This is a genomic window from Tenacibaculum ovolyticum DSM 18103, from assembly GCF_000430545.1.
Classification (GTDB): domain Bacteria; phylum Bacteroidota; class Bacteroidia; order Flavobacteriales; family Flavobacteriaceae; genus Polaribacter; species Polaribacter ovolyticus.
This window is the reverse complement of sequence record NZ_AUMF01000015.1, coordinates 38,266-53,206: the sequence shown is the minus strand read 5'-3', so window position 1 is coordinate 53,206 and position 14,941 is coordinate 38,266. Positions and strand designations below refer to the sequence as shown.

Annotated in this window: 16 protein-coding genes; 6 read left to right on the top strand and 10 right to left on the bottom strand. The window is 27.8% G+C overall.

The genetic code is table 11. The annotated features are described in order from the left end of the window. Position 1: 1 nt before the first annotated feature. From H518_RS0105390 to H518_RS0105355, 8 genes are all read right to left on the bottom strand, one after another. The gene (locus H518_RS0105390) at positions 2–508 is read right to left on the bottom strand and encodes a hypothetical protein (RefSeq protein WP_028888119.1); all 507 of its coding nucleotides are present in this window, start codon (positions 506–508) and stop codon (positions 2–4) included. Positions 509–609: 101 nt separating this feature from the next. Then, positions 610–2,256: a glycerol-3-phosphate dehydrogenase/oxidase gene (locus H518_RS0105385; protein WP_028888118.1), complete on the bottom strand. Its 1,647-nt coding sequence runs from the start codon at positions 2,254–2,256 to the stop codon at positions 610–612. 101 nt (positions 2,257–2,357) lie between these two features. Further along, the gene (locus H518_RS0105380) at positions 2,358–2,792 is read right to left on the bottom strand and encodes a YHS domain-containing (seleno)protein (protein ID WP_028888117.1); all 435 of its coding nucleotides are present in this window, start codon (positions 2,790–2,792) and stop codon (positions 2,358–2,360) included. Between the two features lie 3 nt (positions 2,793–2,795). Then, positions 2,796–3,251, bottom strand: coding sequence for a YHS domain-containing (seleno)protein (locus tag H518_RS0105375; RefSeq protein WP_028888116.1), 456 nt, complete (start codon positions 3,249–3,251; stop codon positions 2,796–2,798). 47 nt (positions 3,252–3,298) lie between these two features. Beyond that, positions 3,299–4,510 carry an alanine racemase gene (locus H518_RS19290; protein ID WP_051263672.1) on the bottom strand — a complete coding sequence of 404 codons (1,212 nt, stop codon included), beginning with the start codon at positions 4,508–4,510 and terminating at the stop codon, positions 3,299–3,301. A gap of 9 nt (positions 4,511–4,519) precedes the next feature. Beyond that, positions 4,520–5,806: a D-arabinono-1,4-lactone oxidase gene (locus H518_RS0105365; RefSeq protein WP_043706551.1), complete on the bottom strand. Its 1,287-nt coding sequence runs from the start codon at positions 5,804–5,806 to the stop codon at positions 4,520–4,522. Position 5,807: 1 nt separating this feature from the next. Beyond that, positions 5,808–6,431 (bottom strand): TetR/AcrR family transcriptional regulator, encoded by a 624-nt coding sequence (locus H518_RS0105360; protein WP_155995165.1) that lies wholly within the window; start codon positions 6,429–6,431, stop codon positions 5,808–5,810. A gap of 60 nt (positions 6,432–6,491) precedes the next feature. Continuing rightward, positions 6,492–7,466, bottom strand: coding sequence for a LuxE/PaaK family acyltransferase (locus H518_RS0105355; protein WP_028888113.1), 975 nt, complete (start codon positions 7,464–7,466; stop codon positions 6,492–6,494). Between the two features lie 119 nt (positions 7,467–7,585). On the opposite strand from H518_RS0105355, the gene H518_RS20410 reads away from it, so the two are divergent. From H518_RS20410 to H518_RS0105335, 4 genes are read left to right on the top strand one after another with little or no spacing between them, the layout of a single operon-like run. Next, a complete protein-coding gene (locus H518_RS20410) occupies positions 7,586–8,269 on the top strand; it encodes a lipocalin family protein (RefSeq protein WP_051263671.1) in 684 nt (227 codons plus the stop codon). A 4-nt stretch (positions 8,270–8,273) separates the two neighbouring features. Further along, positions 8,274–8,678 carry a hypothetical protein gene (locus H518_RS0105345; protein WP_043706570.1) on the top strand — a complete coding sequence of 135 codons (405 nt, stop codon included), beginning with the start codon at positions 8,274–8,276 and terminating at the stop codon, positions 8,676–8,678. A gap of 46 nt (positions 8,679–8,724) precedes the next feature. Then, positions 8,725–9,225: an RNA polymerase sigma factor gene (locus H518_RS0105340; protein WP_407635131.1), complete on the top strand. Its 501-nt coding sequence runs from the start codon at positions 8,725–8,727 to the stop codon at positions 9,223–9,225. Positions 9,226–9,228: 3 nt separating this feature from the next. After that, positions 9,229–10,587 (top strand): porin family protein, encoded by a 1,359-nt coding sequence (locus H518_RS0105335; protein WP_028888110.1) that lies wholly within the window; start codon positions 9,229–9,231, stop codon positions 10,585–10,587. A gap of 37 nt (positions 10,588–10,624) precedes the next feature. Here H518_RS0105335 and H518_RS0105330 read toward each other — a convergent pair whose 3' ends face one another. Continuing rightward, positions 10,625–11,677, bottom strand: coding sequence for an isoaspartyl peptidase/L-asparaginase family protein (locus H518_RS0105330; protein ID WP_028888109.1), 1,053 nt, complete (start codon positions 11,675–11,677; stop codon positions 10,625–10,627). Positions 11,678–11,789: 112 nt separating this feature from the next. On the opposite strand from H518_RS0105330, the gene amaB reads away from it, so the two are divergent. Further along, positions 11,790–13,331 (top strand): L-piperidine-6-carboxylate dehydrogenase, encoded by a 1,542-nt coding sequence (gene amaB, locus H518_RS0105325; protein WP_028888108.1) that lies wholly within the window; start codon positions 11,790–11,792, stop codon positions 13,329–13,331. Between the two features lie 84 nt (positions 13,332–13,415). Here amaB and H518_RS0105320 read toward each other — a convergent pair whose 3' ends face one another. Beyond that, entirely contained in the window at positions 13,416–13,796 is a 381-nt protein-coding gene (locus H518_RS0105320; protein ID WP_028888107.1) for an ankyrin repeat domain-containing protein, read from the bottom strand. Between the two features lie 184 nt (positions 13,797–13,980). On the opposite strand from H518_RS0105320, the gene H518_RS0105315 reads away from it, so the two are divergent. Next, entirely contained in the window at positions 13,981–14,940 is a 960-nt protein-coding gene (locus tag H518_RS0105315) for an OmpA family protein (protein ID WP_043706545.1), read from the top strand. Position 14,941 lies beyond the last annotated feature (1 nt).

The window sequence follows — 14,941 nt, the reverse complement described above, 5'->3', positions numbered from 1 at the left end:
TTTAAGACATATCCATATAACTAATCTTAGTAATAATGTTAGTTGTTTGATTAAATTCAATATTTACAAAGCTATCACAATCTTCACAAACGGTGAATAAAATACTTTTAGAACCATTTCTTCCAACACTAAAAACAACAGTTCCTAATTTACTAATGTCATCACCAACAGTAACTGTAGTATCTTTTATAGAAAAAGTAGATTCATTAGTATTTACCTCAAAAGATTCTATATATGGTTTGCTTTTACCTAACGTAGAAAAATCTATTTTAAGACCTTTAAAAGTAAAATAATAATAGCTCTCATTTTCATCAACAGTATATGAAGTAACAGCACCTAATAAAGCTTCAACAGCAGGCTGTTTTCCCTTCGTTTTTTTAAGATCTTTTAACGAAGTAGTATTTATTTTAATAGCATCAAATTCTGAAGAAGTTACAATGTTACTTATTTGACTGTTAGCTATAAAGCTAGATAACATAAGGAATGCAATGATAATTTTTTGTTTCATTTAAGTACTTTTTAAAACCAGTATTGTTGGTTAAGGGGATTTTTAACTTGAGATCAAAGATATAATTCTTTTTTCATATTCAATTACTATGCCAAAAGCAGCTACATAAAAGTAGTTGCTAAATTCATTTTAACATTTAATTCTTCTTCATGTTTTAAAGCAATTTCTTTGCTCCAATTAAAGTAATTTATAAACTCTTTTAAAACTTCATTTTTATAAGTATCTACACTCGGTTTATCAAAAAATAAACGACCTGTACGCCTCATAAAAAAATCTGTTGGTGTACATGTCATCTCATGTTGAATAGTAAACCAAATTTCAGCTTTTAATAAACGTAGTTCTATATCTTTTTCTTTAAGCTCATCAAACTTATCTAATATAATATCAGTTTGTTTTCCGTAATTGTGTACTAAATAAGCAGCATCTATTTTTGTTAATCCTTGATTTTTTAAGTTTTTATAAACTTGATTTATATACAAATCAACAGATTTATAATTTTGAAAAGGACCACCAGCTAATATAATATCTTCAGTTTGTATAGGGTCAAATTCAACATCAAATCGACGAATCATTTTCTTTGCAACCAAATCAACAATACGTTCGGCCATTTTACGATATCCTGTTAATTTACCACCTGCAATTGATATTAATTTTGTGTCAGAAACAAATATTTCGTCTTTACGTGATAATTCTGAAGCAGATTTTCCTTCTTCATGAATTAACGGACGCAAACCAGCCCAAGAAGATTGAATATCAGCTATTGTTAAGTTAATTTCTGGAAACATATTATTAACTGCTTCAACCAAATAAGCAACATCTACAATACTAGTTTCTACGGTGTTTTTGTCTTTCTGAAAATTTGTGTCTGTAGTACCAAAATATGTTACTTTTCCACGAGGAATAGCAAACATCATACGTCCGTCAGGAACATCAAAATAAACAGATTGTTTTACTGGTAATTTTTCATGAGCTACAACCAAGTGTACACCTTTAGTTAAATGAAGTCTTTTACCAATTTTAGAGTTATTTATTTGGCGTAATTCATCTACCCAAGGTCCAGCAGCGTTTACTACATATTTTGCCTTAATATTATAGTTTTCATTAGTAAAGCCATCAGTAACTTTTGCTCCTACAACTCGCTTATTTTTATAAATAAACTCGTTAGCTTTTGTATAATTAAGTATTTGTGCATTGTATTGACTTGCTGTTTTTAATACTTCAATAGTTAAACGAGCATCATCGGTACGATATTCAGCATAATAACCAGCACCTCTTAAAATGTTTTCTGGTAAAAGAGGTTCTTTTTCAAGTGCTTCTTCTTTATCTAGCATTTTTCGTTTATCATCACCCTCAACAGAAGCTAAAACATCATATATTTTTAATCCAATAGAAGTTAGCCAAGAGCCATAAGTTCCTCCATCAATTAAAGGTAAAATCATTTTTTCAGGAATTACTAAATGCGGCGCTATTTTATGAACAATAGCACGTTCGGTACCTACTTCTTTTACTAACCAAAAATCAAATTGCTTTAAATAACGCAAACCACCATGAATTAATTTTGTTGATTTACTTGAAGTACCTGAAGCAAAATCATTCTTTTCAATTAAGGCAACTTTCATTCCTCTAGAAGCTGCATCTAATGCAATACCTGCTCCGGTAATTCCACCTCCAATAATTAGAATATCAAATTCTGTTTCATGTAATTCTTTTTGAATGTTTTTTCTATTGAAAAATGAAAAGTTGTTCATAGTTTACTTTTTTGTCTAACAAAAATAAGTAAATAAAGCATAAAAAAAGAGTTGAATAATTTCAACTCTTTTTTAGTTAGGTCTAAAAGAAATAAAATCAACTATTGATTTATTTCTTTCCAATTTTTATTAGCTTTCTTTTGTAGCTCTTTAGCACCTTCTTGCTGCCAAAGTTGTAATGTATTGTTTCCCCAAGAATTGTAAAACAAGTATAATTCACCATTATTTATTTGAAAAGTTTTTGGGTTAATAGATACTCTTTCACTAGTTTTACCAATAGCGTATGCACAAAACCCGCCATATTTAGGAATGTATTTTTTAGGATCTTTTTTAAATAAACTTAAATTCTCTTGTGAAGAGAATAAAAAAGAAACTCCATCATGGGTTGCTTTAATTTTCTTATTTCCTTTTACAGCTTTGTTAGAAAAATAAGCAACTACATCGTAGCCGTTAGCTATTGCTCCTTTTTTAACATTATATTTCTGAGAAAAAATGTTTGTTGAAAACAACAATAATAATATTAAAAACCTTTTCATAGATTACTGTTTTTTATTTTTTAATACTTCCCAATTATTATCTCCTTGAGTTTGTAATTTTTTAGTGTCTCCTTCTTTCCAAACATCTAAAGCACTCGAAAACCAAGAGTTATAAAACAAATATAATTTGCCATCTCTTATTTCATAAGCTTCAGCATCTATATACATTTTAGTTTTTTTAGCGGCAATTGCATAGGCACAATATCCACCATATTGAGGAATATATTTTATTGGGTTTGTTTTAAATAGTTGTAAGTTTTTTTCAGAAGAAAATTTAAATTTTGCTCCATCATGCATAATTTGAAGTTTCTTTTTTCCTTCTAAAGGTTTTTTATCTACAAAATATGAAACAACATCATAGCCTTCAGCAACGTATCCATTTTTGGTATTATAATCTGTTTTTTGAGCAAGGAGAACAGTAGAAAGTATTAATAAAATATAGGTTAGTCTTTGTTTCATTGTTTTTAATTTTAAAGGTAGTCGATGAAAATATAAAATAATTACAATTAGTTGTTTTTTAATAATTGCCAAGGCTGTTGAATATTATTTTTTCTAATAGGTAATAATTCACCGAATTGAAGAAAAACAAATTCACTTTGTTGAGGTTGTAAAAATACAAAATCATCTATTTCTAATATATTTTTTTTACTAGTATTAACCATTGTTTGATTGGTTGATATGCCAAATAAACCATTCTCTTTTATGTTAATGGGATAGCAATAATCTGCTTTCCAATATCCACCATAAATAAAATAAGAAATTTTATTTTTAGAATTTATAAGATTTAATAAGTTTTTAAACCTTTCTAAAGCAGGAAGTGTTGTTCCTTTAAACTTTTTTAAAACAGGTGTTGCTATATAACATGCTGCTTGATATTCTTTTAAAGAAGGAATATTAAAAGTAGTTGGTTTTACTAAACATGATCCCACAGAAATATCATTTAAAGGAGAATTATTGGATGTATGTAGGTTTAATGTAGGGCTTCCTGATCCGTTAAAAGTTAATCTATTTGACCATAATGAAGAAAATTCTTTTTTAATAAGATCTTTACATTTTTGATAAAAAGTATTTGCCAACAGTAAAGCTTTCTCTTTTGAACGAATAATACTAGGTAATTTTACCACATGTGGATCATAGCCCATTAATCCACTAAATTCAATGTATTTACTATTCAATGCCATAATTGATAACGCGTTTCTTAGTGCGTTAAGAGTCATAAATCCTCCCCGGTGTAAGCCAACGTCAATTTCAATATTTAAATGCAATTTTTGATTTAGTTTTTTAGCTAAATCAATATATTCTTGTATCCGTTGTTCAGAATCTACTAACCATTGTATTTGTTGATAAGGATTAAAACTAGTGCTGTTTTTGGGTAAATTATTATAGTAATATTCAGCAGTTTTAATTGGCATCGGTTTTCCTATTAAAACATCATGTTTTTCATTTAGTTTTGATGTTAAATCTGTTAAAAAAGGCTGATGAAACACCATTAATTTATGTGTGTTTGTCTTTTTTAAAATATAATCTATCAAGTTATATGAAGGCAATGATTTTACAACTAATCTAAAATTAATAGCAGTAGACAGTGTTGCTTTTAAAGTCTTAATATTAGTATCTAATCTATCTAAATCTATTAATAAGCATGGTATGGCTCTCTTATAGTTTTTTAAACTTAAGTTGAGTGCTTTAAAATATGTTTCGTCTGTTATTTTTTTCATTACCAACCTTTAAATACTAAATAACTTTTTAAGATATGGATTGATAAAAACTCCATTAGGGTCATTTTCTTTTCTTAGTTGCATAAATGTAGTAAACTCAGGATACATTGTAGATATATCATTAGTTTTAAGAGTATTCATTTTTCCCCAATGTGGTCTTCCATCATAAGCTCTAAAAATTTCTTCTAAAGCAGTAAAATAAGGTTCGCATTCTTTTTTATTATATACGTGACAGGCAATGTAGGTTGAGTCTCTTTTATATGCAGGACTTAATAAAAGATCATCACCTTTTACCCATCTATTTTCAATAGGAAAATGAATATTAAACTTTTTTTTGTTTATTAAATTCTGAACATCTTTAAATACATCTTTATATGTTTCAGATGGTATGTTGTATTCCATTTCACGAAACTTTACAATGCGAGGTGTCGCAAATATTTTATGACTATAGTATACTTTTTTAATAGTACTAATGTTTGCAGCTGTTATTTTAGCTACGGTTTTATTTTGTGAAGGGAAATATCTAGCAAATTCACAGACGAGTTTAAATATGTGGTTCTCTAAGAAAAATTCAGTCCAATAATTAAAAAAATTATCTTTATCTGGCGCTGTATTTTCTACAATATTGGTTGTTTTTGTCCAGGCAGTGTCTGTATAGGGAATCCAGAAAAATTCAAAATTTCTGTTTTCTTTATTACGCTGATCTAAAGTAGCCAATACATCATGTATGTTTTCTCTGTTATTTTGTAAAGTTAACTTATATGAAGGCACACATTGTATGGTTATTTCAGTAATAATACCTAAACAACCTAAAGAAAGACTAGCAGCTTTAAATAATTGTTCATTTTTAGTAGTTGAACATTCAATAATATCACCTTTACCATTAATAAATTTCAATTCAATAACTTGTGTACTTATAGATCCAAACCCAATACCTGTACCATGTGTACCTGTACTAATGGCACCAGCGATGGATTGAGAATCAATATCTCCTAAATTCTCCATAGCTAAGCCTTCATTGAATAGCAATTCTCCCAATAATTTTAATTTTGTGCCTCCTTTAACTGTTGCCTGACATTTCTCTTTATTTATTGATAACAGTCCTTGATATTTATCTAAACTAACTAAAATATGACTTGTTTGGCTTAATGCTGTAAAAGAATGACCAGTACCGATTGTTCGTATTTTCTTATTAGAATTTGCAGCTTTTAAAACCACTTGTTGAATTTCTATTTCTGTAGATGGATACGCAATTTCTGAAGGATTCCATTGTACATTTTCTGCCCAGTTTTTCATATTATATATTCGTATGATTTTGGTTTGTTAATAAGGTTATATACGGATGAATAACTTCATCATATTTTTGAAGCAAAAAAAGTTTACAATCTTTTTTTAAAGTAGAATGATGAATAGCAATACCTTCAATCATACTAATTAATTGTTGAGCAATTACAGATGCAGAAAGAGATATTTTAATTTCTTTGCTTTTTATAGAAGTATGAATAATATTTTCTATTTCTATATGGTATTCATATAAAGTTTCAAGAACCTTTGTTCTAATAATATCATCACTTTCACTTTCTAGTTGAAATAAAAAATAACGTCGAATAGGGAATAAAAGATCTCCTCCAGATTTTTCAACAAAATCAATTAAATCAACGAAAAATGTATACCTATTTTTTATTCTTTTTTGCAATGATAATGTTGAATCATCAATAAGAATATTTTCGTAAAGTTTAAAAAAGTACTCGTCTAAAGCAGCTAAATAAATAGCGTGTTTATTTTTAAAATGATGGTAAATAGCACCTTTTGATGAGTTGGTAGCTAGAATAATATCATTTAAACTGGTTTTTTGATACCCTTTATTTAAAAATAAAGTAAAAGCAGTTGTAATAATTTTTTCTCTACCCTGTTTAGCCATTTCGTTTTGTAATTTTTTTAAAGATAAGTAAAAAAACAAAACAGACCAATCGGTTTGTTTCTATAAAACCATTAAATTACATCCACGGATATCAGAATTATCAAAACGACCAATAACCTCAAAGCTATTATCAGTGTATACTTTTCCTAAATCTTGAGTTGCAATAAAAGAACAAGAATTATAATTAGCTAAGTCGATAACATTAATTCCGCCTGATTTTTCTTTTGGTAAAATAGTTAAAGCATCTTCAGTATCTCTAATTAAAATACTCATCCAAGGCGGGCAATTAAAAACACCGTTTCCTTTAGAGTAAGCTTGACTTAACAATTCGGTCATTCCATATTCTGAATGAATTTTTTGAACCCCAAATCCTTCTCCTAAAATTTGATGTAATTCGTTTCTTATAAGCTCTTTTCTTCTCCCTTTCATTCCACCAGTTTCCATAATAATGGTATTTTTAAGGTTAAATTTTTGCTGTTCAATTAAATCTAATAAAGCAAAAGAAACGCCAATAAGTAATATTTTTTGACCTTTTTTATCTAATTCAATGAGTTTTTTTGCTAATTCCTCTAAATTATTGAGGTAAAAACCACTTTCAGCTTGTTCAGATTTTTTAATTAAATCATCAACCATATACACCAATGAAGATCCTTTTCTTTCTAAATAATTAGGTAATAATGCTAAAACAACATATTCTTTTATATCTCCATAAAAATAATTAAAACCTTTTAAATAACTAGTTTCATACCACGATAAATCTGTAACATGATGTTTACTAGTTATACTTCCAGTAGTTCCAGAACTAGAAAATGTTTCTTTAATTTTATCAGTAGATGAAAGTATTTCTTTTGTTTTAAAAAATTGAATTGGCAAAAAAGGAATTTGTTCAATAGTCTTTACATCTGATGAATGAATATATAACAAATCACAAAAAGAACGGTACACTTTATTGTTTGTAAACTGATGTTTAAAAACATCTAAAGCAACTTGTTCAATTTCTTCTGAATTTTTAATATTAAAAATCTTGTCTTCCATATATTTTACAAAAATAAGATTAATAGACGCAACCTTTTATATCTTTTTACATCTTGTAATAAAAGAACCACAAATTGTGGATTAAAATTATTTAAAACATAAAATAAACAACCTTAACTATGAGAAAAATTATCACCTTAATTTTTATAATAACATTAGTTTCTTGTGAAAAAAATAATCAAATTATTCAAGATCAAGATAATTTATTAATTGGTAACTGGACCGATGTAAATTATACAGAAGGTAAAACATCCTTTTCAAAAAGTAATTCTTTACCTGAAAATAATTATGGAATTTCATTTAAAACAAATGGAAATTATAAAGAAAAAACTTCTGGTTGGTGCGGTACACCTCCATTATCATACTTTAATATTGAAGGGAGTTATAAGTTAGAAAATAGTGTTATTACTATTTATAAGGAAAATAGTAGTCAAAAATGGAGAATTATTTCTCTAACAGAAACAACTTTAGTTATTAAAAGAGAATTAACAGCACAAGAAATTGCACATGAAAAACTAATGAACCTTTTTAATGAAATCCAAGACATGTCTAATAAAGAAACTTGCTCGAATTCAAGTAATTGGAGTTTTGTTGGATATGGCGCAAAAGCATGTGGAGGTTTTAAAGGTTACATAACTTATTCAAAAAATATAGATACTATATTATTTTTAAAAAAAATAGCTGCTTATACAAAAGCAGAAAATGAGTTTAACAAAGAATTTGGTATTGTTTCAGATTGTAGCATTATTAAAAAACCAACTTCAGTAGTATGTGAAAATAATTATCCAACTCTTAAATATTAAAATTATGAAAAATCTAGCAGTATTATTAATTAGTATAATTTTATTATCATCATGTTTAAATAATGATGATTTACCAAATTACAAGTATGAATTTATTAAAATAGATGAAGTATCAGCGCCTAATAGTTTTACATACAGTGAAAAAGATACTATTTTTATAAAATATACATTAGCTAATAGTTGTTATCGTTTTAATGACGTTTTATACGAGTATAAAGATACAACAAGAACTGTTGCAGTTAGAGCAATTGTAAGTTTAGATAATACTTGTTCAGAAGTTATAACTCAAAAAGAATATAAATTAGTTGTTAATGCATTACAGAAAGAAGATTATCTTTTTAAATTTTACAAAGGAAAAGATACTGATGGTAAAAACATTTTTGAAGAAATTGTAATTCCAGTAAATTAACACTATCAAATTAGAAAAACTCATAAAAGGGTGCTGCCAACAAAAGTTGGCAGCACAATCTGAAGTTTATCAGCTATTTGCTGATAAACTTTTTCCGATTTGTCTTAAGTATTCTAGAAATTATCAAGATGCAGAAGATACTTTACAAGATAGTTTTTTAACGATTTTTAGTAAAATAAAACAATATAAAAACAAAGGTTCTTTTGAGGGGTGGTTAAAACGTATTACTATTAATACAGCACTTCAAAAATATAGAGAAAAAGCACCTTTAGAAATTGTAAAAGAAGTACCTGAAAACGATGAAATTGAAGAAGTTTATTTAGAAAATGAAATATTTAGTATTGATGTTTTATTATCTTTTATTCAACAATTGCCAGATAGATACCGTTTAATTTTTAATCTATATGTGTTAGATAATTATTCTCATAAAGAAATTGCAGATCTTTTAAAAATTTCTGAAAACACTTCTAAATCTAATTTATCTAGAGGCAGAAAAATTTTAAAAAACAAATTAGAAATTCATCAACAAAAAGAACAAAAAGCATAACTGATGGAAAATAGAGATATAGATAGATTATTTACTGAAAAATTAAAAAATTTAGAGGTAACTCCACCAAAAAGAGTTTGGAATAATATTGAGTCTGACTTAAAAAAAAGAAAACGTAGAGTATTACCAATGTGGTGGTTTTCTGGAGGAATAGCAGTTGTTTTAGTTTTAGGGTTTTTATTGTTTTCTTTTCCTAATGATTCTGTAAATAAGAATAATGATGCACCAATAATTATTGCAACCCCAGAGATGAATATTCCAGATTTAAGACCCACAAAAACTAAAGATTCTTTTAATAAAAAGCAACCAGAAATAATAGTAACAAAAACAATAAAGACTTCTAAAGAAAAGAAAAAATTACGAAAAGAAAAGACGAAAGAAACTTTATTTTTAATAGCAAATAAGCCTCAACAGAATGTATTAAATAAAGCTAAAAAGGAAATAGTAAAAGGTATCGATGAAAATAAATATGCAATAAATGCGAATGAAAAAGAAAATATAGATGCTATTAAGCCTAAAATAGAAACTGCTAAAAAAGATGTTTTAATAAAAGCAGAAGTGCCTTCTAATTTAGCTGAAAACCAAGCTTTAACTAATAAGAATAAAACTAAAAAGAAATATATTAAAAAAGATATTTTAGTTGTTCTGAATAATAGTAATAAAGAAGAAAAAAAGAATACTAAAAAACTATGGAAAATTTCACCTGTTGTTGCAGTTTTAAATTCTAATTCTTTTTCTAATGCTTCTCCAATTAATAAAAATTTAGGAAATTCAACACGAGGAAATAATTCTTATTCTTATGGTATACAAGTTGGTTATCAGTTGAATAATAAATGGACAATTCAATCAGGCGTTCATTTACAAGAAATGCAGTTTTCTAACAGTCAAATTACTATAAATAAAACAAGTTCTAGTAGTTCTACTATTGCACTTAATTCAGGAGATATTTATTCTTTAGAAGATTCTTCTTTAGGTAGTTTTTCATTAAATACAGTAAAACAAAATGCAAATTTATCTCAAGTATATGGTTATATAGAAATTCCGGTAGAAATAAAATATAACGTATTAGAAAATAGAAAGTTTAAAACAGAATTAGTTGCAGGTTTTAGCTCACTTTTTTTAAATAAAAACGCAATAGATTTAAAAGCAAATAACTTTACTAAATCAGGAAAAGCAAATAATTTAAATAATATTAATTTTAGTGGAAATGTAGGTGTTAATTTTAATTATCAGTTTGATAAAAAATGGTCTTTAAATTTAAACCCAATGTTTAAAAGTCAATTTAATACATTTAATAAAAACGAGAATGGATTTAAACCATATTTTATAGGTGTTTATACAGGTATTAATTATAAATTTTAAATGAGTAATAAGCCTTTTTAATAGGTTTATAAAAAACTTATTCTTTATAAATTTTCACTACTAAATTACCTTTGTCGTTCATTGAAGCTCTATACATCCCCGCGGTATTAAATTCAAAAGACATGTTTCCATTTTTATCTAAAGCCACAACACCACCAGTACCACCAAGCGCAGTAAGTTTATTTTGAATAACATCTTTTGTTGCGTTTTTTAATGTTTTTTGTTGATACTCCATTTGTGCAGAAATATCATAAGCTACTTGCCCTCTAATAAAATATTCACCCCAACCAGTTGAAGAAACACCACAAGTTTTATTGTTAGCATAGGTACCAGAACCAATAACAGGTGAATCACCAATTCTACCCCAACGTTTATTAGTCATTCCACCAGTAGAAGTTCCAGCAGAAATATTTCCACTTTTATCTAAAGCTACACAACCCACAGTTCCGAACTTTGCATTTTTAATATCAGCATCATAAAAAGCAGCCTTTTTATCGTCGTGATCTAAAGCTGTTTTATTTTTGTTTTTTATTCTTTGAAGAGATTTAAAACGTTTTTCTGTATAAAAGTAACTAGGATCAACAGTTTCTAACCCTTTTTCTTTAGCAAAAATTGCTGCACCTTTTCCTGAAAGCATCACATGATCTGAATCTGTCATAACTTTTATAGCTAGTTCTATTGGACTTTTTACACTTGTTACACCCGCAACAGCACCAGCATTTAATGTTCTTCCATCCATAAAAGAAGCATCTAATTCATTCGTTTCTTCGTGGGTAAAAACAGCTCCTTTACCAGCATTAAATAATGGAGATTCTTCCATAATTTGAATGCTTTTCATAACTGCTTCTTGACTTGTACCTCCATTTTTAAGGATAGTATGACCAATTTTTATAGCTTCTTCTAATTTAGCCTTATAAGCAGCTTCATTTTCATCAGACATATTTTTCTTTAAAATAGTTCCTGCACCACCATGAATTATAATAGCAAAATCATTTACTTTTTCAGAAACTTCTTTTGTTGATGGTGTTTTTTCTGTTTTACAACCAAATGAGATTAAAAAAATTGAAGCAATGAAAAGAAGTTTCCTCATAATTAAATGTTTAAAATTAAACAATAAGTATTGTTTTTGTTGAATTTAGATATATGTAAATTTATTTGTAATTTCGTTCTTCGAATGTAAACAACAAAAACGGAACAACAAAATGGCAGATTTTGGAATTAAAGAAGCTTTAGCTCAATTAGGAGTAAAGGATATAAATGATGGAACTTCTACAGGTTCTAACAATTTTTCTAATGGAGAAATTATTGAAAGTTACTCTCCAGTTGATGGAAAGTTAATAGGAAAAGTAAAAGCGACTACAAGAGAAGATTACGATAAGGTAATGGATACGGCAACTAAAGCTTTTTTAAGTTTTAGAGATATGCCAGCTCCACAGAGAGGAGAAATTGTTCGTCAGTTTGGTAATAAATTAAGAGATTTAAAAGAGCCTTTAGGTAAATTAGTTTCTTACGAAATGGGTAAATCTTTACAAGAAGGTTACGGTGAAGTTCAAGAAATGATTGACATCTGTGATTTTGCTGTAGGATTATCAAGACAATTAAATGGTCAAACAATTCCATCTGAACGTCCAGGACACGTAATGAGAGAGCAATGGCACCCAATTGGTGTTGTTGGTATTATATCTGCATTTAATTTTCCTGTTGCAGTTTGGGCTTGGAATACAGCTTTAGCTTGGATTTGTGGTGACGTATGTGTTTGGAAAGGTTCTGAAAAAGCACCTTTATGTGCTGTAGCATGTCAGAATATTATTGCTGATGTTTTAAAACAAAATAATTTACCAGAAGGAATTTCTTGTATTATTAATGGAGATTACAAGGTTGGTGAAATGATGACTACCGATACTCGTATTCCTTTAGTATCTGCTACAGGTTCTACAAGAATGGGAAGAATTGTTGGAGCAACAGTTGCAGGACGTTTCGGAAAATCTTTATTAGAATTAGGAGGAAACAATGCAATTATTATTACACCAACTGCTGATTTAAAAGTGGTTGTTCCTGGTGCTGTATTTGGTGCTGTTGGAACTTGTGGACAACGTTGTACTTCTACAAGAAGATTAATTATTCACGAATCTGTATACGATAAAGTAAGAGATGCAATTGTTGGTGCTTATGGGCAATTAACTATTGGTAACCCTTTAGATGAAAAGAATCATATTGGGCCGTTAATTGATCATGATGCTGTAAATACTTATTTAGCTGCAATTGAAAAAGCAAAAGCTGAAGGAGGTAACGTATTAGTTGAAGGTGGAGTTTTAGAAGGAGAAGGTTACGAAAGCGGATGCTACGTAAAACCAGCTATTATTGAAGCAGAAAACCATTTTGAAATTGTTCAACATGAAACTTTTGCTCCAATTTTATATTTAATGAAGTATTCTGGAGAAGTTGAAAATGCAATAGCAAAACAAAATGGTGTTGCTCAAGGATTATCTTCTGCAATTATGACAAACGAAATGAAAGAAGCTGAAAAGTTCTTATCATACGCTGGTTCTGATTGTGGTATTGCAAATGTAAACATCGGAACATCTGGTGCTGAAATTGGTGGTGCTTTTGGAGGTGAAAAAGAAACAGGTGGTGGACGTGAGTCTGGATCTGATGCTTGGAAAGTTTACATGAGAAGACAAACAAATACTGTAAATTATTCTGATGAATTGCCTTTAGCGCAAGGAATAAAGTTCGATTTATAAATTGATAATCAACATTTAATTATATTGAAAAGGCTTCACAATTTGTGAAGCCTTTTTTAATTCAAATAACTATATTTTCTAAGACTATTTATCTAAAGCACTTAATAAAACGTTATAAGCTTCATTTGCTTTAGACATTTTTGCATAATTAAGAGCAGTATAACCTTTTCCAGATTTAACTTTTAATTTAGCACCTTTTTTAATTAATAATTTAACAATTTCTACTTTATTATATCTTGCAGCAAACATTAACGGGGTTAAGCCTGTTGATTTTCTATTAATATTAGTTCCGTTTTCAATTAACATTTTAACAGCATCGTAATTACCAGCAACAATTAACTTACAAAAAGTACTAATATTTGGGTATTCAATAGAAGTTTTAGTATTTGATTTGTTCAATTCTGAAGCAGTAATGGTTCCGAAGGATAATGTGATCGCTAATATGGTAAATACAATTGTTTTCATGGTGTATGTTTTTTTAAAGATTAGGTTTATACTTAAGAGACGCCTATTAAAAAAAAATGTTTCAATAAAATTAAAGAGTTAACATAAATTTAATAGTATTTCTTAAAATGTTCTTAACGTATTAAATTATTATATTTAATAAATTTTTAATAAATTCACAATCAGTAACTTAAATAACTATAAAATGAGTAAAAAATCAACTTATTTATTAGGTATCTTGTTAACGATTGTTGTTGGTAGCCTTTTGTATTGGTATTTATGTTGTAGTGTTTGTTGTGAAAAACAAAGCTGTGATGTAAATAAAACAAGTAAAGAAGCATCCCAAGATAATGTTGCAAAACCTAAAGTAAAAAAACCAACTTTTATTCCATTCAGCATTAACGATGCTAATGGAGATTTTAAATTTTCAATTGATGAGGGCTTTAATTTTAACGAATCTAACTTTGTTATTAATAATACTGTTTCAGAAAATTTAAATAAAGGTATTTTAAATCTTAAAGAGTATTTAGATGCAAATGGAAACAAACGTTTTAATATTACAGGGTATTATACCAGTAATGAAACAAATAATTCAGCATTTTCAAATTTAGGTTTAGCAAGAGCTAACTCTGTAAAAAACTACATGACAACTAAAGGAATATCATCTAAAGTAATTAACACATTTGGTGGATTAAAAGATGATATTGTTTCTGATAAAAATAAGGACTTCTTAGGACCTTTATCGTTCGATATTTTTACAAGAACAGATGAGGCTACTTTAAAAGATAAAGAGTTTAAAGAAATTTGTGAAACAATTAAAGAAAATCCTTTAAAACTTTATTTTGATTCTGGTAAAGCTCATATTAATTTATCAAAAGAACAACGTGAAAAATTTACAAGTATTTCTAGTTGTATTGATAAACTAGGAATGATTGTTCAAGTAATAGGACATACAGACAATACTGGTAATTCTGAAAACAATATGAATCTTGGTCAAAAACGAGCAGATTTTGTGAAAGACTATTTGGTACAAAATGGTATTTTAAAAGAGAATATAGAAACTTCTTCAAAAGGTCAAAATGAACCAATTGCTAATAATGCAACCAAAGAAGGAAGAGTAAAAAATAGAAGAATTGTAGTAACAATAACTAAATCAAAAAAATAAA

Excerpts from the sequence above, each read along its gene's own strand:
- H518_RS0105390 (WP_028888119.1), bottom strand. The coding sequence starts at position 508 with ATGAAACAAAAAATTATCATTGCATTCCTTATGTTATCTAGCTTTATA.
- H518_RS0105385 (WP_028888118.1), bottom strand. The coding sequence starts at position 2,256 with ATGAACAACTTTTCATTTTTCAATAGAAAAAACATTCAAAAAGAATTA.
- H518_RS0105380 (WP_028888117.1), bottom strand. The coding sequence starts at position 2,792 with ATGAAAAGGTTTTTAATATTATTATTGTTGTTTTCAACAAACATTTTT.
- H518_RS0105375 (WP_028888116.1), bottom strand. The coding sequence starts at position 3,251 with ATGAAACAAAGACTAACCTATATTTTATTAATACTTTCTACTGTTCTC.
- H518_RS19290 (WP_051263672.1), bottom strand. The coding sequence starts at position 4,510 with ATGAAAAAAATAACAGACGAAACATATTTTAAAGCACTCAACTTAAGT.
- H518_RS0105365 (WP_043706551.1), bottom strand. The coding sequence starts at position 5,806 with ATGAAAAACTGGGCAGAAAATGTACAATGGAATCCTTCAGAAATTGCG.
- H518_RS0105360 (WP_155995165.1), bottom strand. The coding sequence starts at position 6,431 with ATGGCTAAACAGGGTAGAGAAAAAATTATTACAACTGCTTTTACTTTA.
- H518_RS0105355 (WP_028888113.1), bottom strand. The coding sequence starts at position 7,466 with ATGGAAGACAAGATTTTTAATATTAAAAATTCAGAAGAAATTGAACAA.
- H518_RS20410 (WP_051263671.1), top strand. The coding sequence starts at position 7,586 with ATGAGAAAAATTATCACCTTAATTTTTATAATAACATTAGTTTCTTGT.
- H518_RS0105345 (WP_043706570.1), top strand. The coding sequence starts at position 8,274 with ATGAAAAATCTAGCAGTATTATTAATTAGTATAATTTTATTATCATCA.
- H518_RS0105335 (WP_028888110.1), top strand. The coding sequence starts at position 9,229 with ATGGAAAATAGAGATATAGATAGATTATTTACTGAAAAATTAAAAAAT.
- H518_RS0105330 (WP_028888109.1), bottom strand. The coding sequence starts at position 11,677 with ATGAGGAAACTTCTTTTCATTGCTTCAATTTTTTTAATCTCATTTGGT.
- amaB (WP_028888108.1), top strand. The coding sequence starts at position 11,790 with ATGGCAGATTTTGGAATTAAAGAAGCTTTAGCTCAATTAGGAGTAAAG.
- H518_RS0105320 (WP_028888107.1), bottom strand. The coding sequence starts at position 13,796 with ATGAAAACAATTGTATTTACCATATTAGCGATCACATTATCCTTCGGA.
- H518_RS0105315 (WP_043706545.1), top strand. The coding sequence starts at position 13,981 with ATGAGTAAAAAATCAACTTATTTATTAGGTATCTTGTTAACGATTGTT.